The organism is Geminicoccaceae bacterium (assembly GCA_020638465.1).
Taxonomy (GTDB): Bacteria; Pseudomonadota; Alphaproteobacteria; order Geminicoccales; family Geminicoccaceae; genus JAGREO01.
This window is the reverse complement of the sequence record JACKIM010000002.1, coordinates 786391-804915: the sequence shown is the minus strand read 5'-3', so window position 1 is coordinate 804915 and position 18525 is coordinate 786391. Positions and strand designations below refer to the sequence as shown.

Here is an 18525-nt window from a genome sequence, read left to right as displayed (position 1 = left end):
CAATGGCGGCAGAATGCGGCAGGAGCCGCGGCACTCAGAACTGGCCCAGGGCGTCGCGCAATCCCTGGGTCTGCGGCGTCACCGGCTTGATCTGGTTGAGGATGGATTTCGGTGTCGTGCCGGCCCCGTAATAGGCATCGTTCCAGTCCTGCCGCGGGAGCACGACGGACCCGTCGAGCGCCAGTCCGCCGAACAGCCCCTTGTTGCGCGAGAACAGGTAGACGTCTTCGCCGAACCGGACTGTCGTACCCGCGCCGACACTCGCACCCACACGGCCGACGGCGATGCTGGCATCCGCACCGAGCTTGAATTTCGAGGTCAGCAGCTTGTTGATCGCATCGAGGTTCATGATGGTGAAAATCGCATCGGAGGCCTGGCCGCCGAGTTGCAGGCCGAGACTGCCGCTATAGATGTCGTAGAATGCCGGGTCGCTCCAGTCGCCGGTCTGCAAGTTGCGGACGAGCAGGACGCCCAGCCCGTATTCGGCACCGATGATGAACCCCGCCTGAAGCATGTCCGGCACGATGAACACGGCATAGGCATTCTTCACGTAGACATCGATATGTTCGAGATCGGGATCGTCGAGGAAGTCCTCGACAACGATCCGTGCCCGGTCGATCACGCGTTGCTGCTCATTCGACACGGCCTGTTGCGCCGATGACGCGAATGGCCACAGCAGCAGCGCTGCAAGCATGACGTTCGACACAAGGATGCGATGGAACACGGAACATACCTCACGGGAAGCACATGACCCGGTCGGAACCAGCGACCGCGCTTGACGGCGAAAAACTAGAGGCGTCGACCTCCGGGTCAAGGTAAAGCCGCATCCTCCACGCAGCTGCCGTTGGAAATGTGTTGGCATGTCCACACTCCCGGAAAGTCCGCCATGATCCGCCACAAGAGGGGAATAACGCCCGCGGCCGGCCGGACCGGTGCCGGGCGGGGGCGCAACGCAAGCCGTGGACAACCCGGACGGCAGTGGCTAGGTCTGCCCCATCTTCCACTGGACAGGATCGGGAATGCCGGGCCGGCAATCCCGCGGGGATGGCGATGACGGGTAGCGACGATGCGGCGCTGTTCGAAAGGGCCGCGGCGGTTCTGAGGGAAAATGATCGCGGCGATTACACGGTCCCCACCAGGGGGCTTTATCCCTTTCAGTGGAACTGGGATTCCTGCCTCACCGCACTGGGCCTCGCCCATATCGACGAGGATCGTGCATGGCGCGAGATCGAGACACTGTTCGCCCATCAATGGCCCGACGGGATGGTCCCGCACATCATTTTCCATGTTGCGGATGACGGCTATTTCCCGGGTCCGGAAGTGTGGGACTGCGCAAGGCCCGTTCCGACTTCGGGCATTACCCAACCCGCCGTGGCAGGTTTCGCCATCGCGCGACTGTTCGAACGTTCGTCCGATCGCCACGCGGTGGAACCCCGCGCGAGGCGGCTTCTGCATGCTGTAGACCGTTGGCATCAGTGGTTCTTCACCCACCGCGATCCCGACAATCAGGGACTTGTGGCCATTCTTCACCCGTGGGAATCCGGCCGCGACAACTCCGTCGACTGGGACGAGGCCTTCGGGAGGGTACCGACGGAAGGTATCGCGCCCTATCGCCGCCGCGACCTCGATCACGCCGACGCGGCCCATCGGCCGACGCAGGAGCAGTACGACCGCTTCGTCTGGCTGGTCGAACATTTTCGCGGGCTCGGCTGGGACAATTCCAGGCTGCATGAAGCCTCACCGTTCAGGGTCGTCGATCCGGGCTTCAACGCGATCCTGCTGCGCGCCTGCGCCGATGTCGCGGACCTGGCGGAAACATTGGGGGAAAGCGAGATCGCAACCCGAAACAGGAATTTCGCCCATCGGGGACTGAATGCCCTGGAAGGATTATGGAGCGACAGGCACGGTCAATATGTCAGCCTCGACCGGGTCTCCGGCACGCTCGTCGACAGCGCCTCGTCCGGCGGCATCCTGCCGGCCTTCGCCGATATTCCGGCCCGGCGGATCACCGCGCTTTCCAACCGTATTGGACACCTTTGCAGTTCGGCGAAATTCCTCGTGCCATCGCACGACCCTGCCGACCCGCGCTTCGATGCCCGGCGCTACTGGCGCGGCCCGGTGTGGCTGATCGTCAATGCGATGATCGCCGACGGATTGGCCAGGGGCGGCGAAAGATCGTCAGCCGACCTCATCCGACGGCACAGTCTCGAACTGATCCGCGAAAGCGGCTTTGCCGAATACTACAATCCGCACACGGGCGAACCTTGCGGCGGAGACCGCTTCACCTGGACAGCCGCCACGGTCATCGAGCTTCTCAGATCGGCACAAACCGCCAGCTGAAATCATTCTCCTGCCGTCATATCACCACCATTCGCGTTCGCCCCGTGTTGACCCACGGCGGCGGCATCGACCCATGGCCGGGACTCAGTCGGTCAGGTCGTCCCAGAGCTCGCGAACCCGGGAAAAGAAACCGTTCGACTCGGGATGCTGGTCGGTCTTGTCCTTTCCACCATCCTCGAACTCGCGCAGCAGTTCGATCTGGCGCCGGGTCAGATTGACGGGTGTCTCGACGACCAGTTCGACGAACATGTCGCCGCGGGCATGCCCGTGCAGTTCCGTCATGCCCTTGCCGCGCAGGCGGATCTGCTTGCCCGTCTGCGTCCCTTCGGGAACCTGCATGCGCACACGCTTGCCGTCGATGGTCGGCACCTCGATATCGCCACCGAGTGCTGCACGTGTCATCGGGATGGGGACGCGGCAAAAGATGTTCGCCCCTTCACGGCGGAAGATCCTGTGCGGCGCCACACTGACGAAGATGTAGAGATCGCCCGGCTGCCCGCCGCGCAACCCCGCCTCGCCCTCACCCGAAAGACGAATGCGGGTGCCATCCTCCACCCCTTGGGGAATGGTGACAGCCAGGGACTTTTCCCGGTGCACCCGCCCGGAACCGCCGCATTCCTGACAGGGATCGGTGATCATCCTGCCGGCCCCCTGACAGCTCGGGCAGGTGCGCTCGACCGTGAAGAAGCCCTGCTGGCTGCGCACCCGTCCCGCTCCGCGACAGGTGGCGCAAGTCACGGGCTCGGCTCCGCCTTCGCTGCCGCTTCCGTCGCAGGCATCGCACCCGACCGAGGTGGGAACCTTGATCTGGGCCTTCTTGCCGGCAAACGCCTCATCGAGCGTGATCGTCAGGTTGTAGCGGAGATCCGCGCCGCGATTGCCGCCGCGACGCCGGCCATTTCCACCACCGCCACCGACAAAATCGCCGAAGAGATCGTCGAACACATCGGCGAAACTGGAAAAATCGAAGCCGCCGCCACCGCCCATGCCCCCCTGCTCGAATGCCTGGTGGCCATACTGGTCATAGGCGGCCCGCTTTTGTGGATCCTTGAGAATCTCGTATGCTTCATTGACCTCCTTGAACCGGGCTTCGGCCTCGCTGTCACCCGGATTGCGATCCGGATGAAAGCGCATCGCCTGCTTGCGATAGGCCCGCTTCAGGTCACCGTCGGAGACACCACGGGCGACACCTAGAATTTCGTAATAGTCAGATTTCGCCACGCGAAAACATCCCCTGCAAGGAGAACAACAAACGCCGGCAACCATGACATGGTGAGCGGCCTGCCCACCATGTCATCCGGTTACCGGCGCCAACCTTCATCGACCCGGATCAGGCCGAACGCTTCTTGTCGTCATCGACCTCCTCGAACTCCGCATCGACGACGCCGTCGCCGGCAGAGGCGGAATCGGGCTTCGCATCGCCGTCGCCATCGTCCTTCTGGTCGGCGTACATCGCCTCGCCCAGCTTCATCGCCACCTGGGCCAGCTCCTGCACGCGGGTATTGATCGCGTCGGCATCCTCACCCTCGACAGCCTCCTTGAGCGAGGCCACCGCCGCCTCGATCGAGGAACGTGTCTGCTGGTCGACCTTGTCGCCATGCTCGCGCAGGCTCTTCTCGGTCGAATAGACAAGCCCGTCCGCCTGATTGCGGGCCTCGATCAGCGAACGGCGCTTCTTGTCCTCCTCGGCGTGCTCGGCCGCCTCGCGGACCATCTTCTCGACCTCGTCCTCGGAAAGGCCGCCGGATGCCTGGATACGGATCTGCTGTTCCTTGCCGGTGGCCTTGTCCTTGGCAGACACGTTGACGATGCCGTTGGCGTCGATGTCGAAGGTGACCTCGATCTGCGGAACGCCGCGGGGTGCGGAGGGAATACCAACCAGATCGAACTGCCCCAGCAGCTTGTTCTGGGCCGCCATCTCGCGCTCGCCCTGGAAGACCCGGATGGTCACTGCCGATTGATTGTCCTCGGCCGTGGAGAATACCTGGCTCTTCTTGGTCGGGATCGTCGTGTTCCGGTCGATGATGCGGGTGAACACGCCACCGAGCGTCTCGATACCCAGCGACAACGGAGTGACGTCGAGGAGCAGGACGTCCTTGACCTCGCCCGACAGGACAGCGGCCTGAATGGCCGCACCGACCGCCACCACCTCGTCGGGATTGACGCCCTTGTGCGGCTCCTTGCCGAAGAACTGCTTAACCTTCTCGACGACCTTGGGCATGCGGGTCATGCCGCCGACAAGGATCACCTCGTGGATGTCACCCGCCGTGAGACCTGCGTCCTTGAGCGCCTGCTTGCACGGGGCGATCGTCCGCTCGATGAGATCGTCGACAAGCATTTCCAGCTTGGCGCGGGTGATCTTCATCGTCAGGTGCTTGGGGCCGGTCTGGTCGGCCGTGATGAACGGCAGGTTCACCTCGGTCTGCTGCGTGGACGACAACTCGACCTTGGCCTTTTCGGCGGCCTCCTTGAGACGCTGGAGGGCCAGGCGGTCGCCACGGATGTCGATGCCGTTCTCCTTCTTGAACTCATCGGCCATGTAGTCGATGAGACGAAGGTCGAAGTCCTCGCCACCGAGAAAGGTGTCGCCATTGGTCGACTTCACCTCGAACACGCCATCGCCGATCTCGAGGATCGAGATGTCGAAGGTGCCGCCGCCAAGGTCGAAGACCGCGATCGTCTGGTTCTCGCCCTTGTCCATGCCATAGGCGAGAGCGGCGGCCGTCGGCTCGTTGATGATGCGCAGCACCTCAAGACCGGCGATCCGGCCCGCATCCTTGGTGGCCTGGCGCTGGCTGTCGTTGAAATAGGCCGGAACGGTGATGACGGCCTTGTCCACCGTCGTGCCCAGATGGCGCTCGGCGGTCTGCTTCATCTTCTTGAGGACTTCGGCGGAAATCTGCGACGGCGCCTTCTTCTCGCCGCGCGTCTCCACCCATGCATCGCCATTGTCCGCCTTGACGATCTTGTAGGACACCATGTCCTTGTCCTTGGCGACGACAGGATCGTCGAACCGGCGCCCGATCAGCCGCTTGACGGCGAAAAGCGTGTTTTCCGGATTGGTGACGGCCTGACGCTTGGCCGGCATGCCGACCAGCACTTCTCCGTCCTCGGTGAAGGCAACCATGGACGGTGTCGTCCGCATGCCTTCCTCGTTCTCGATAACCCGCGCATCCTTGCCATCCATGACGGCGACACAGGAATTGGTCGTGCCCAGGTCAACCCCGATGATCTTGCTCATTCCTCAACCTCGCGTGAGACGCGAAAAACGTCTGTCGTGAAAAACTCTTCGGACATGCCTTGCGACCATCGCGCGAAGGGCCGTTCAGCGGCCTCGCCTGAATTCATGCCCGGTCTTAGGCTCATATAAGAATGGTCGTGCACGGCTGCAACCGGGGCGGTACGGGCCATTTCAAGTGTTTTCACATACCCTTGTCGAAGAGCCACAGGCCGGGAAAAGACAAGGCCGTCTCTCTCGCGAAAGGATATAAACCGACAACCGTCAACGCGACGTTAACACATGATCGTACAGCATGGCGGAATATGGGGCCACGAGCTTGTGCAACGGGACAGCCCTGCGGCACCGGATATCGCTGTTTCCGGGCTGGATCTCATGACATGACGGTGTTTCAGACATGCGATTGATGACAATCATCCTGTTCGTCCTGGCGATCTTTCTCGTCGACGGTCATTCGGTGCGGGTCGGCGAGGACGAACGGCGGATCTGGATGCCGGTGGCCCTGGGCATCTTCACCGTGGTCATGCTGGCCAGGGTCCCGCTGCTGCTGCGCATCCGTCAATCCGTGCTGGTCAGCCCGCCCTTCGTGCTGTTCCTGTCCTACCTGCTTTGGGTGGGTATCACCCAGTTCTGGTCCATCGGCCCCGTCGAGGGGCGCAATCACATCTTCGCCTTGTGGATTGCCATGCTCGCGGCCCTTTCACTCAGCGACGAGCATCCGCAGCGTACGGCATTCGTCTTCATCGGCTGGCTGGTCCTCGCCGTGGTGGTGAGCTGGATCGGTGCGGCACTGGGAATGAGCTGGGTCAAGGGGACGGAGGACACCTGGCGGATGAAGGGCGTGATGCGCCATCAGCAGACCATGGCGCTCGTGTGTATTGCCGGCCTTCTGCTCATGACCATCTGGTATCTCAACCGCAAGCGCGCCGACGCGACACCGGCCCGCGGGCTGATCGTCTTGCTCGCCCTGCTCCTGCTGGGCACGCTTCTGGCGACCAAGGGGAGATCGCTGGCGGTATTCTTCGTGATAACGATGTTCATCGTCGCCTTCTTCCACCTCGAAGGCGCGGCCAAGACGTGGGCCATCATCGCGGCCTTCGTCGTCGGAGGCGGCCTGTATGTCGCCGTCGACGTCATCCTGCCGCTGGTCAGCCGCGGCGGCGAGGACACATTGTCGGGGCGGCTCATCGTGTGGCAGCTCACGATCGAGGAGATACACAAGCGACCACTCGGCGGATTCGGCTTCGGTACCTATCAAAAGCACTTCTACAGCCTGTGGAACAACTGGGCGCCCGGGCATGCGCACAATCTGTGGCTGCAGACGACATTCGAGAGCGGAATGATCGGTTGCATCATATACACCCTGTTCCTTCTGGCGGTCATCCGCCAGGGACTGAAGTACCAGCGCGCCACCGGCGCCCTTTCCTACAGTCTCGCTCTTGCAGTCTTCTGTATCCTCGGTGGCTGGACCAGTGTCTTCATCGGTGAAAAGATCTCGACCATCTATGGCCTGCTGCTGATCGTCACCTTCCAGGAAGAGCGCCTGCGCTGCGCCCTGACCCAGCCGGCACGGCCCGTCATTCAGGAACCCCTGTCACCCCAGCCGGCCTGAGGGTTGCCGATGACCCGGACGACCGGCGGGCTCGTGGTGACATTTCCATTAACGACAACGAATCATTAATAACTTGCCGCTAGAAGGATTAGGTCACCCGGACAAGAACATCCGCAAGTGGCATTTAACAGTCCGGAGCAATGATTCCGCCTCGGCAGCAGGAGCACATTCATGGCCTTGACAGCGACGACCAACACCAGCGCCAGCACCGCACTTCGATATCTCGACCGCAACAACTCCATGGCTTCGAGTTCTCTTGCCAAGCTGTCGAGCGGATCGCGGATCGTGAAGGCTTCCGATGACGCGGCTTCGCTGGCTGTCGGAACCAAGGTCAAGGCCGACGTCACGGCACTCAAGCAGGCGAAGGTCAATGCCGGGCAGGCTTCGAGCATGCTGCAGGTCGCCGATGGCGGGCTGTCGCAGGTATCGGACATCCTGCTGCGCATGAAGGCCCTTTCGGTGCAGTCCCAGTCGGGCTCGATCTCCGACAATGAACGGAACTTCCTCGACAAGGAATTCACCGCGCTCAGTTCGCAGATCGACAACATCGCGAGCCAGACCAAGTTCAACGGCATGACGCTGTTGAACGGCGACACCGGCGTGACCGTCGCTGGCGCCACGGATATTGCCGGGGTGCACATCAGCGGCACCGCCGACGTCGTGACCGGCGACGGCACCGCCACCCTAAGCATGACGACGGCGGCCACCACCACGACGGCCGACGCCAAGCAGGCGATGACGTTCACCTATACCGATCAGGCCGGCACGGCCTTCACCGCGACCGTCACCGCATCCGCGGATGACAAGACAGCCTACAGCGGTGCGGTGGTATTCGAGGGCACGGGCATCACCCTGGCCCTGGACAAGTTCGACGGAACCACTGCCGTCACCGCCACCAATCTCGACATCACCAACAACGAGGTCTCCTTCCAGGTCGGCGTATCATCGGCCGACACGATCGAGGTCGGGCTGGATGACATCCGCATCACCAGGCTCGGCAATGTCAGCACCGGCACCCTCGCCGATGCCGACGGTGCCGGCGTGGAAACGGGACGGGCCAACATCCGCACCCGCGAAGGCGCCATCAAGGCGGGCGATATCCTCGACAACGCGATTGCCCAGATCAACGAGGACCGGGCCAATATCGGCGCCGCCATTTCCCGCTTCGAATTCGCCTCGGCCAATCTGGCGACCTCGATCGAGAACCTCGATGCCGCCCGGTCCACGCTGATGGACGTCGACATGGCCAGCGAGATGAGCAACTTCTCGTCCAAGCAGGTCATGATGCAGGCCTCGGTCTCGATGCTGGCACAGGCCAACCAGATGCCCCAGCAGCTCCTCAAGCTCCTTGGCTGACCGGTCTTCCGCCCATCAGGTCGAGGTATCCCGTCACCGTTCCGGCCCCATGTCCTTCCCCTGGGCCGCACGAAACACCATGTCGAGCGCGAGCGTCGCGTTCGACATTTGAGGATTGTTCGCGGACAGGGCCCATGAGATCCTCCCGGTCGTCAGGATCGATCAGGAGGGAGGATCCATGTCCAGCCGCAAGCCCGCCGTCCGGGCTGCCAATGTCAGCCTCGCCCGGCGGGCCTGGCAGATCCGGCGCAATGCCCTGTCGATGGGGGAAATCCAGGGCCAGGGTTATATCGGCCAGGCCCTGGGCATCGCCGATGTCCTCGCCGTTTCCTACTTTCACGCGCTGGACTATCGCCCCGACGATCCGCAGTGGGAATTGCGCGACCGCTTCCTCCTGTCCATCGGACACTATGCCATCGCCCTCTACGCCGCGCTGATCGAGGCCCGGATCCTGCCCGAGGACGAGATCGCCACCTATGGCATGGATGACAGTCGCATGCCGATGTCGGGAATGGCCGCCTACTCGCCCGGCATGGAGATCACCGGAGGCTCGCTCGGCCAGGGCCTCGGCATCGCCGTCGGGATGGCGCTCGGCCTCAGGCGCAAGGACAACCCCGCATTCGTCTACAACCTCCTGTCCGACGGCGAGCTCGGCGAAGGGTCGACCTGGGAGGCCGTGATGTCGGCCGTCCAGCACGGGCTTTCCAACCTCATCGCCATCATCGACTTCAACGACCAGCAGGCCGACGGCAGGACGACCGACGCCTTGTGCACCGGATCCATCGGCGAGAAATGGGCGGCCTTCGGCTGGCATGCGCAGGAGGTCGACGGCAACGATATCGAGGCCCTCGTGCGCGCCTTCGACACCGCCCGCATGCTTGACGAACCGCGCCCGAGGGTGATCGTGTGCCGGACGAAAATGTGCAAGGGCGTGCCCTTCCTGGAAGATCGCGAGATTACCCACTTCATCCGCGTGGAACCCGGGGAATGGGCGAAGGCACGGGCCATACTGGACGAGGAGAAGCCCGAATGAGCGCGACCGGCTCCCTGTCGCGGCGGAAGTCGAAATACACGCCGCGTACCGCCCCTCGCGTGGCGGACGGCGAAAGGCTGACCACCTCCGCCATGATCGCCTCGCTCGATGCCGAGGGCCGCGAGACCCGCGCCGCCCCCTTCGGACATGCGCTGGTCGAACTTGCCCGGCAGCGTCCGCAGATCGTCGGCCTGACCGCCGACCTGTCGAAATACACCGACCTCCATGTCTTCGCGAAGGCCTTCCCCGACCGGTTCTACCAGATGGGCATGGCCGAACAGGTGATGATTTCGGCGGCCGCGGGTCTCGCCCGCGAGGGCTTCATCCCGTTCGCCACGACCTATGCGGTCTTCGCCTCGCGCCGTGCCTACGACTTCATCGCCATGGCGATCGCCGAAGAGGCCCTGCCGGTGAAGATCGTCTGCGCACTGCCGGGACTGACCACCGGCTACGGCCCCAGCCATCAGGCGACGGAGGATCTGGCGATCATGCGCGGCATGCCGGGGCTCACGGTCATCGACCCCTGCGATGCCACCGAGATCGCGCAGGCGACACATGCCATCGCCGATCATCCGGGACCGGTCTACATGCGCCTGCTGCGCGGCCAGGTTCCCGACGTGCTCGGTTCATCCGGCTACCGGTTCGAGATCGGCAGGGCCAGGCTGGTCCGCGATGGCAGGGACGTGCTGTTCGTGTCCTCGGGCCTGATGACGATGCGCGCACTGGATGCGGCAACGCGACTTGCCCGGGACGGGATCGACTGTGCGGTCCTGCACTCGTCCACCATCAAGCCGCTCGATGAAGCGACCATCGCCGCCGAGGCCGGCCGTGGCGGACGGCTGGTGGTGACCGCCGAGAACCACTCGGTCACCGGCGGCCTCGGCGAGGCGGTGGCGGCTGCCCTGATGCGCCGCGGCATTCACGTGCCGTTCCGCCAGATTGCCCTGCCGGACGAATTTCTCGATGCCGGGGCATTACCAACCCTGCACGATCAGTACCGCATCTCGACCGCTGCCGTCGTCGAGCAGATCAAGGCCTGGACATGACCGTCATGCTGCTGGAAAATCGCGTCGCCATCGTCACCGGTGCCGCCTCGCCAAGGGGCCTCGGCAGGGCCACGGCCCGGATGTTCGCCGACCACGGGGCCCGTGTGGCCGTGCTCGACCTCGACGAGGGTGCCGCCCGATCCGCCGCTGCCGATCTCGGTGCGGGGCATCTGGGGCTCGCCTGCGACGTCACCGACCGGACGGCATGCAACGACGCCGCACGATCCGTCCTGGACGCATTCGGTCAGGTCGACATCCTTGTCAACAATGCCGGCATCACCCAGCCCCTGAAGCTGATGGACATCGAACCCGCCCACTACGACGCGGTGCTCGACGTCAACCTGCGCGGCACACTCTACATGAGCCAGGCCGTCATTCCCGCGATGCGCCAGCGCAAGTCGGGCTCGATCGTCAATATCTCGTCGGTCTCGGCCCAGCGTGGCGGCGGCATTTTCGGCGGCCCGCACTATGCCGCGGCAAAGGCCGGCATTCTCGGGCTGACCAAGGCCATGGCCCGGGAACTCGCCCCCGACGGGATCCGCGTCAACGCCGTCTGTCCGGGCTTCATCGCCACCGACATCACGGCCGGCAGGCTGACCCCGCAGATGCTCGAAGGCATCCTGTCCGGCATTCCCATGGGACGGGCCGGTGAAGCCGGCGATGTCGCCGGCTGCTGCCTGTTCCTTGCATCGTCCCTCTCGGCCTATGTCACCGGCAGCGAGGTCGACGTCAACGGCGGATCGCTGATCCACTGAGCGGGCATTGGCGACGTCGACGACATGACCCCGACCGCAATGCGTATCCATGACTGGCGGCTTGCAGCGGACGGCCGGCATCTCTTCGCACGTTCGTGGCACCCGTCGGACGATCCCTGCCATGCACCTGTCCTCCTGTTCCACGACTCCCTGGGATGTGTCGAACTCTGGCGCGATTTCCCGCAGGTGCTGGCGGAGAAGACGGGACGGACCATCGTGGCGTATGACCGCCCCGGCTTCGGCCGCTCCGATCCGCATCCCGGCCGGCTGGAGCGCGACTTCGTCGAGCTGGAGAGCCGCAGGACGATCCCGCTCTTGCAACGGGAGTTGGGCTTTGCCCGCTTCATCGCCTGCGGTCACAGCATCGGCGGCGGCATGGCCGTCGAGGCGGCGGCACATCACCGGGAGAACTGCATCGCACTCGTGACCATGGGAGCGCAGGCCTTCGTCGAGGATGTCACCCGCAACGGCATCATTCTCGCCAGAAAGGAGTTCGAAAGGCCCGAAAACATGGCCAGGCTGGAACGATATCACGGAAGCAAGGCCGGCTGGGTCCTCGATGCCTGGACGACGACATGGCTTTCGCCCGACTTCGCGGACTGGACGCTCGATGCGGCCATCGGGCACCGTGCCTGCCCCGCTCTGGTCATTCACGGCGAACTCGACCAGTACGGCTCAAGCGAGCATCCGCGACGCATCGCGGGCAGGGCCGGTCATGTCGAAATCCTCGGCGGCATCGGCCACGTTCCCCATCGTGAAGCCACGGCACACGTCGCCGGCCTGATCGCCCGTTTCCTCGCCGGGATGCCGGTGCTGGACCGATAACCGGGTCGGGTCAATGGATATAAGAAAATATTCCTTGACTCTCACACTGCCCTTGCATCATAACCTCCCCCCATGTCCTCCACCTCTCCCACACCCCCCATATTGCCGCGCAAACTCGCCGGCCGGGTCTTTCGCTGGGGCGCGCCTCGGTTTCTCAAGGTGTGCTGGCTGGTGGCGACCGGGCGGCGCGGGGTGCTGGCGGGGCCGCAGGTCCGGCTTGATGTGGCGGAGGTCGACGGGCTGGAACATCTGCCGCATGTGGCGGGTGTCCTGTCGGCGATGCGGGCGGGACTATCCCCACATGGCGGTCATGGCCTCCGGGCGATCCTCCACCGCCTGCTGCTGTTCCACTCCCGCGACTGGTTCCGCCGGTTGCAGGACAACTCCCTGGCGCAATCCGTCGCATCGGCGGATGGTGCCGAAAGGGCATGGCTGGATCGTGCCGGACGCAGGGGAATGGGGAATATCATCACCTCGCTGCTGAAGTCGGTGGCCAGAGGGATCGACGTGCCGGATGTCTGCCCGGTGCCATGGTCGCTCACGGAGGACACTCCCGGAGCGGCGAAACCCGCAAGGGCGAGGAAATCCCGCGGCGAGGAGGAAAGGCTCCGCGCCAGGGGACGGTCCCGCCTGTTGAAAAGTCTCCACGAGCATATCCTCGACGCGATGATGACGACCCCGCAGGCGGGTGCCTTCGCGATCTTCGCGCCGGACGAGTTGCGCCTCATCCGTGCGCTTCCGCCCGGTGATTTCCCCGACCTGCCGCCGCCGCCCGTGCAGCCCGTGCCGGCGAGGCGGCCGCTGCCGGTCTGCAAACCCCACCCCGTGTTCGGAAAATCGCTCTCCGGCATCCCCTGACGCCTTCGCACGGGGTTATTCTACAGTAAAAATGGTGGAATTTGGCCTGTTCCCCGCTTTTCCCTGCCTCTCCTCAGCTCAGATAGTCGATCTGCTCCTCGGTGAGCTGTCCCGGAACGAGGGTCATGGGGACGGAGAGGTTGTTGCGGCCCATGTTGCTGGTCAGGTAGGTGACCAGCGGGCCGGGATCGTTCTTGTCGCTGGCCATGCCGAGGACCAGCAGGGAGATGGTCGGATCCTCATGCAGCAGGCTGAGCAGTTCCTCGGCCCGCGAGCCTTCGCGCAGGTAGACGGCGGGCAGCGTTCCGGTGAGGCGGAAGACGTCGTCGGCCAGCGATTGCAGCCGCTGTTCGGCGTCCTGGCGGGCTTCCTCCTCCATCATCCGGCCGATGCCGATCCAGTGCTGGAACTCGACGGGCTCGATGACGTAGAGCAGCGCCACGCGTCCCTTGGTATGTTCGGCGCGACGACAGGCGAAGCGCAGGGCGTTGCGCATCTCGTCGGTATCGTCGACGACGACGAGAAAGATGCGCCCGTTCTCGGCATTCTGCGAACTGGATGCTTCTTCGGACATGGCGCACCTATTTCTTGAACATGACGCTGGCCGCCCAGCCGGCGACGATGGCGAGGACAACCGAAGCGAGGCCGTAGAGGGCGGGATGCCGGTGGGCGGCGTCGTAGATATCGGCCTCGACGCCGATCTTGGAGACGAGGAGCGCGTTGTGCTGGGCGCTGACCACCGCACGATCACGCACTTCGAAGACCTGGACCTCGTACTGGCCCGGCCGCACATTGGCGGGGAAGGACAGGGTCGTGCGGAAAAGCCTCGGGCCTATGAAGCGGATCGGCACGGCGTGGGAGGTATAGAGGGCCTCCCGCTGCTTGTTGCGGATCAGGGCATCGACGAAGGGGCGGACCTCCCCGGGTGATGCCCTGGGGCTGGCCATGCGCTCGAAGCCGAGATTGTGCGTGCCGATGCCGTGCCGCCGCAGTTCGCCCGGATCGGCCAGTTCCTCGAGCGGCTTGCTCGAAGCGACGGCGTAGTAGGACGGGGCTTTGGCGAAGGTCATTTCCCCGGTGTTGAGCCAGATCGGGCCCACACGGGTCTTGTGGCGCACGATCTCGTCGGTTTCCGGTCCGCGCACGACGACCGCGACATCGGTACCGGCCTCGTCGAGCGCGCCGAACAGCAGCACGTCGGTGCCCGAAAAGGCGGTGGTGATCGCGATCAGGTGATCGGAGAGATCGGCAACCACGCCCTGTGCCGCCACCGGCCTCGGCACGATGGCCGCGACCGCGAGCAGGCAGGGCAAAAGGAGGACGAGCCTTCGCAACGTCATTCATTCCCTCATGTGCGTGTCCCTATTCTATGGTCGCGGAGCTGTTATGAAAACGTCAGAATTGTCACCGTGGATCCTTTCGCGGCCGACTGATGCATCGGGTGGCGGGTCAATCTGCCGGATTCCGGGATCGCGCCGGCCAGCGAATGCGCCCTTCGAGGTGGAGCAGTCCCAGCCTGCAGCCGGCGACCATCGCGGCCACGGCGAGGAACGAGCCCGGTGCGAGGGTGGAAAGGCCGGTGATCCCCTGCCCCACCGTGCAGCCGAAGGCAAGGCCGCCGCCAATTCCCATGAGGACACCCCCCGACGCATGGCGAAGCATGTCGCCGCGGTCGGAGAACGTTTCGATGGCAAACGACCCGCTCGCCACGGCCGAGATGGCGGCACCGGCCAGCACGCCCGCGGCAGCACCGGCCAGCAGCGGACTCGGCGGCAGCGTACCGTCGATGAACGAGAGCAGCAGGAAGCCCGTTGGCGCGGCGAAATCCAGCGAGCGCGGCGCTTCGCCGGCAAACCCGGGACCGGTCAGGAGCCAGCCGGCAAGGCATGCAGCCCCCAGGCCGATCCCGAGCCACATCCCGGCACGTTCGCCGCGAACCCGCTGGCGGCTGATGCAGGCAATGCCCAGCGCAATGGCGCCGACGGCACCCAGCGTCGTCATCACCAACGGATGGGACCCGGTCCATTCCGGCAAGCCCGGATGCAGCAGCGGGGCGACCAGGCGGGATAGAGGACCTTGTGTAACCGAAATGGCGAATATTGACATAAGGAGAAGAACAACGAGAGACTTCATGCTACCGGTGGCGAATCGTACCAGGGAGCGGCTGGCACAGCCGCCGGCCAGCACCATGCCGATGCCGAACAGCAATCCCCCGACCCCCATCGCCGGCCATGCCCTTGCCGCATCGACGACCGGCGAACGGTCGAGATCGACGATACCCAGGAGCGAAAATGCCGAGGTGCCGGCAATGGCCATGGCCGCGGCCACGAGCCAGACCCGCAACCGCCGCCAGCTGCCGAACAGGAACAGGTCCGTCAGCGCGCCCATGGTGCAATAACGGCTGCGCTCCAGCATGACGCCGACGGCCATGCCGATGCCAAGCCCCGCCGCCACCGGGCCGAGCAGACCGCTTCCCCCTTCCATCGCCCGCGCTCCCCTTCCGCGATTGGTGAACAGGGCTCATGCCCGAAGGACATCGCCATGCTCGTCGCCAACGCTCATAGAGCAATCGCACGATCGCTCAAACCCGCCACAAGTCAGCTCTGGAACAGTGCCATCATGCTGCGGCCGGCTTCGATGAAGCGTCCGGGGTTGCGTGTCATACCATCGACACGAATCTCATAGTGGAGATGAATGCCGGTGCTACGTCCCGTACTGCCGATGATGCCGATGGGATCGAGCAGGCCGACCTCATCCCCGGCCGACACCAGGGCCTTGGAAAGATGACCGTAACGGGTGATGACACCATGCTCGTGCTCAATTTCGACAAGAATGCCATAGGCCCCGGCCCGACCCGCGCGAACAACCCTTCCCCGGGCCGTCGCACGGACCCTGGACCCCCGCGCGGCACCCAGATCCAGCCCGCCATGAATGGCACGGCCATGCGTGAGAGGATCTTCCCGCCGGCCATACGGACTGGTGATGTAAAAATAATCGAGCGGTGCCGCGAGCGGCAGCCCCGCCAGCAGCCGTTCCGCGGATTCCAGCCGCCGGAAGTCGACAGCCACCGCGGTTGCCATCGGGCGGGCGTCGTCCTGCGCGGAAGGCAGCTCGACGAAACCATCCTCGACGAGCTGCAAGGGTCCGCCGCTTCCACCGCGGCGATCGGGCCCGGCCGCGGGTTCCACGACTTCGCCCGGTAGTTTGTGGTCCATTCCCAACTGGGCGATGAGCGATGTCACCTGCGCCGTACGGTCGTCGAGCCACTGGCGGATGCCGCCCAGTTCGCGTTCCTGCACCTCCCCGACCCGATCGAGTTCCTGCTGAAGACGGTCGATCCTCCACGCTTCGCCGATGCCCCTTCCCCGCGCGGCTCGCAACTCACCCGCGATGCGCTCATATTTGCTGGTCAATCGACGATAGCGATCAACCGTCAGCGCACGGTCGACCTCGACCCTGCGCAAGACGGCTTCCCTGCCCGACATTTCGTCTTCGAGCAGAGCAAGCGTTCTTCCGACGACGGAAAGCGCCTGTCGGGTGTCGATCTCCGGGGCATCCTCCGCGAGGTTCCGGTCCACAACCGACGGTTTGCCTGTCGTTTGCGCCGGACCGCCCGGATCGGCGAGCCAGGTCAACATGACAGCCACGGCCATGCCCGCCATGGCCAATCTCGGGCTGACATGGCCCTTGACTTCGCCGACATGTCCGTTTGACTTTTTCATGCTGACCCTGCTGCTATCCCGAGAGGGGTGCGGTATGAGGCTTCGGTTCAATCCGGCATCCATCGTGCCGGAAACTGCAATGCTCCTTTCTATGAAGCAGTAAGGTAAAGCCCAGGTTAACGCCTCGAAGGGAATGACGCCCGCTGCAATCCTTCCCGGCTTGCAGCGCAAACATCGGAAATGGGGAGGAACAGGCATGCCCGCACGAACCGTCATCGTCACCGGTGGGTCCCGGGGAATCGGAGCCGCCACGTGCCGCAAGGCCGCACAGGCCGGATTTCAGGTCGCCATCGCCTATCGCGACGACGAGGCCGCGGCACGGCAGGTGGAACGGCAGATCGCCGATGAGGGCGGCCGTGCTGCCTGCTTTCGCGCCGATGTCGGCGTCGAGAACGACGTCGTCGGACTGTTTGACGCCGTCGACAAGCACTTTGGCAGCATTCACGGTCTGGTGAACAATGCCGGGATAAGTTCACACATGCGTGCTCAGGATGCCGATGCGGCCACCCTTGCCCGCCTCTTCAACGTGAATGTGGTGGGGCTGATGATCTGCTGCCGCGAGGCGGTCCGGCGCATGTCCACGCGTGCCGAAGTTGGCGGTAAGGGCGGTGTGATCGTCAACATCTCGTCGATGGCAGCCTTTGCCGGCGGCCGGCCCGGCGCCACCCACTATGCCGCCAGCAAGGGAGCCGTGGACCTGTTCACGCTGGCCCTGGCCAAGGAAGTCGCGGGCGAAGGCATCCGGGTCAATGCGGTCCGTCCCGGCGTCACCGAGACGGACATGGTCGGATCCCTGCGCACCGACCGCGAACAGCGCGCTGCCGTGGAGGCGACCATTCCCATGGGCCGCCTGGGCCGCGCGGAGGAAGTGGCCGCGGCCGTCGCCTGGCTTCTGGGAGACGAGGCGTCATTCGTGTCGGGAACACGCCTCGATGTCGCCGGTGGCGGGTTCACGACGGGTGCCGCGACACAAAAGGGCTGACCCCGGGCATCGTTCCGACACTGGTCCGCGGCCGGGCAATCGGTATTGCCATGGCGACAAGTCTCACGTTATCAAGCTCGACAGATGAGGAAATTCACAACTGTCGAGTTCGATCGGTCGCGACCGATCGGGAATTCGGCACAATGGTTATCGGGGAGGAAACCATTGAATTTCTGGCAGGATCAATCAGGACAGCAAGGGTCTTGAACGCCCTGGAGCGCGCAGCCGGCGCCTTGCAGGGCATCAACAATTCGGTGCTCGGCATCTGTCGCCTTGCCGTGATTCTCATTGTCGGCGGGCTCGCCGTCCTCCTGAGTTGCGCGGTGTTCTGGCGATACGCCCTCAACAACGCCATCCCCTGGTCGGAGGAAGCCGCCAAGTACCTCATGGTCTGGCTGACCTTCGTCGGCGCGCCGGTCGCCCTGCGCGACGGTGCCCATGTCAGCATCGACGTCCTGCCCGCGGCACTGTCGGGACGCGCGCGGCAGGTCGCGCTTTTCCTCATCAACGTGGTGATCATCCTCGTCTGTGTCATGCTTATCTGGCAGGGCGGACTCTTCGCCAAACTGGGAGCGCGACAGGTCGCTTCCAGCTTCCAGCTGTCCATGTTCTGGGTCTACCTGGCGGTGCCCCTGGGCGGGTTCCTGCTGCTGCTCGTCTCGCTCGGACATGCCCTGCGCACCCTCATCGGCATCGGCGATCCCGACAGGGGGCTGGTCGAATCCCATGACAGCTATGCCGAAGAAGTGAGGGAATAG

The 18525-nt window shown here is 64.3% G+C and carries 17 protein-coding genes; 10 read left to right on the top strand and 7 right to left on the bottom strand.

Going from position 1 to position 18525, the window contains the following annotated elements:
* Nucleotides 1-34 precede the first annotated feature (34 nt).
* Complete coding sequence (locus H6851_14120; GenBank protein ID MCB9944741.1) at nucleotides 35-724, bottom strand: lipid-binding SYLF domain-containing protein; 690 nt, start codon at nucleotides 722-724, stop codon at nucleotides 35-37.
* A 326-nt stretch (nucleotides 725-1050) separates the two neighbouring features.
* On the opposite strand from H6851_14120, the gene H6851_14115 reads away from it, so the two are divergent.
* Nucleotides 1051-2340 carry a hypothetical protein gene (locus H6851_14115; protein ID MCB9944740.1) on the top strand — a complete coding sequence of 430 codons (1290 nt, stop codon included), beginning with the start codon at nucleotides 1051-1053 and terminating at the stop codon, nucleotides 2338-2340.
* A gap of 84 nt (nucleotides 2341-2424) precedes the next feature.
* On the opposite strand, the gene dnaJ is transcribed toward H6851_14115, so the two are convergent.
* Nucleotides 2425-3561, bottom strand: coding sequence for a molecular chaperone DnaJ (gene dnaJ, locus H6851_14110; GenBank protein MCB9944739.1), 1137 nt, complete (start codon nucleotides 3559-3561; stop codon nucleotides 2425-2427).
* 109 nt (nucleotides 3562-3670) lie between these two features.
* Complete coding sequence (dnaK, locus tag H6851_14105; protein MCB9944738.1) at nucleotides 3671-5581, bottom strand: molecular chaperone DnaK; 1911 nt, start codon at nucleotides 5579-5581, stop codon at nucleotides 3671-3673.
* 394 nt (nucleotides 5582-5975) lie between these two features.
* Between dnaK and H6851_14100 the strand changes: the two genes are divergently transcribed.
* From H6851_14100 to H6851_14070, 7 genes are all read left to right on the top strand, one after another.
* A complete protein-coding gene (locus H6851_14100) occupies nucleotides 5976-7190 on the top strand; it encodes an O-antigen ligase family protein (protein MCB9944737.1) in 1215 nt (404 codons plus the stop codon).
* Nucleotides 7191-7361: 171 nt separating this feature from the next.
* Nucleotides 7362-8546, top strand: a complete 1185-nt coding sequence (locus H6851_14095) for a flagellin (protein ID MCB9944736.1) — start codon at nucleotides 7362-7364, stop codon at nucleotides 8544-8546.
* Nucleotides 8547-8724: 178 nt separating this feature from the next.
* Nucleotides 8725-9579, top strand: a complete 855-nt coding sequence (locus H6851_14090; protein MCB9944735.1) for a transketolase — start codon at nucleotides 8725-8727, stop codon at nucleotides 9577-9579.
* Nucleotides 9576-10625, top strand: coding sequence for a transketolase family protein (locus tag H6851_14085; protein ID MCB9944734.1), 1050 nt, complete (start codon nucleotides 9576-9578; stop codon nucleotides 10623-10625). The genes H6851_14090 and H6851_14085 overlap by 4 nt, the downstream gene beginning before the upstream one ends.
* Nucleotides 10622-11380, top strand: coding sequence for a glucose 1-dehydrogenase (locus H6851_14080; protein ID MCB9944733.1), 759 nt, complete (start codon nucleotides 10622-10624; stop codon nucleotides 11378-11380). The genes H6851_14085 and H6851_14080 overlap by 4 nt, the downstream gene beginning before the upstream one ends.
* Nucleotides 11381-11404: 24 nt before the next feature.
* On the top strand, nucleotides 11405-12205 hold the full coding sequence (locus H6851_14075) for an alpha/beta hydrolase (protein MCB9944732.1): 801 nt from the start codon (nucleotides 11405-11407) through the stop codon (nucleotides 12203-12205).
* A gap of 72 nt (nucleotides 12206-12277) precedes the next feature.
* On the top strand, nucleotides 12278-13063 hold the full coding sequence (locus H6851_14070) for a hypothetical protein (GenBank protein ID MCB9944731.1): 786 nt from the start codon (nucleotides 12278-12280) through the stop codon (nucleotides 13061-13063).
* Nucleotides 13064-13136: 73 nt separating this feature from the next.
* Here the strand turns inward: H6851_14070 and H6851_14065 are convergent, their stop codons facing one another.
* From H6851_14065 to H6851_14050, 4 genes are all read right to left on the bottom strand, one after another.
* On the bottom strand, nucleotides 13137-13637 hold the full coding sequence (locus H6851_14065) for a universal stress protein (GenBank protein MCB9944730.1): 501 nt from the start codon (nucleotides 13635-13637) through the stop codon (nucleotides 13137-13139).
* Nucleotides 13638-13644: 7 nt separating this feature from the next.
* A complete protein-coding gene (locus tag H6851_14060; GenBank protein MCB9944729.1) occupies nucleotides 13645-14403 on the bottom strand; it encodes a TIGR02186 family protein in 759 nt (252 codons plus the stop codon).
* A gap of 109 nt (nucleotides 14404-14512) precedes the next feature.
* On the bottom strand, nucleotides 14513-15547 hold the full coding sequence (locus H6851_14055; protein ID MCB9944728.1) for a YeeE/YedE family protein: 1035 nt from the start codon (nucleotides 15545-15547) through the stop codon (nucleotides 14513-14515).
* 113 nt (nucleotides 15548-15660) lie between these two features.
* Nucleotides 15661-16785, bottom strand: coding sequence for a M23 family metallopeptidase (locus H6851_14050; GenBank protein ID MCB9944727.1), 1125 nt, complete (start codon nucleotides 16783-16785; stop codon nucleotides 15661-15663).
* Between the two features lie 196 nt (nucleotides 16786-16981).
* On the opposite strand from H6851_14050, the gene H6851_14045 reads away from it, so the two are divergent.
* Together H6851_14045 and H6851_14040 are read left to right on the top strand one after the other, a co-directional pair.
* Complete coding sequence (locus tag H6851_14045; protein MCB9944726.1) at nucleotides 16982-17767, top strand: SDR family oxidoreductase; 786 nt, start codon at nucleotides 16982-16984, stop codon at nucleotides 17765-17767.
* A gap of 203 nt (nucleotides 17768-17970) precedes the next feature.
* A complete protein-coding gene (locus H6851_14040; protein ID MCB9944725.1) occupies nucleotides 17971-18525 on the top strand; it encodes a TRAP transporter small permease in 555 nt (184 codons plus the stop codon).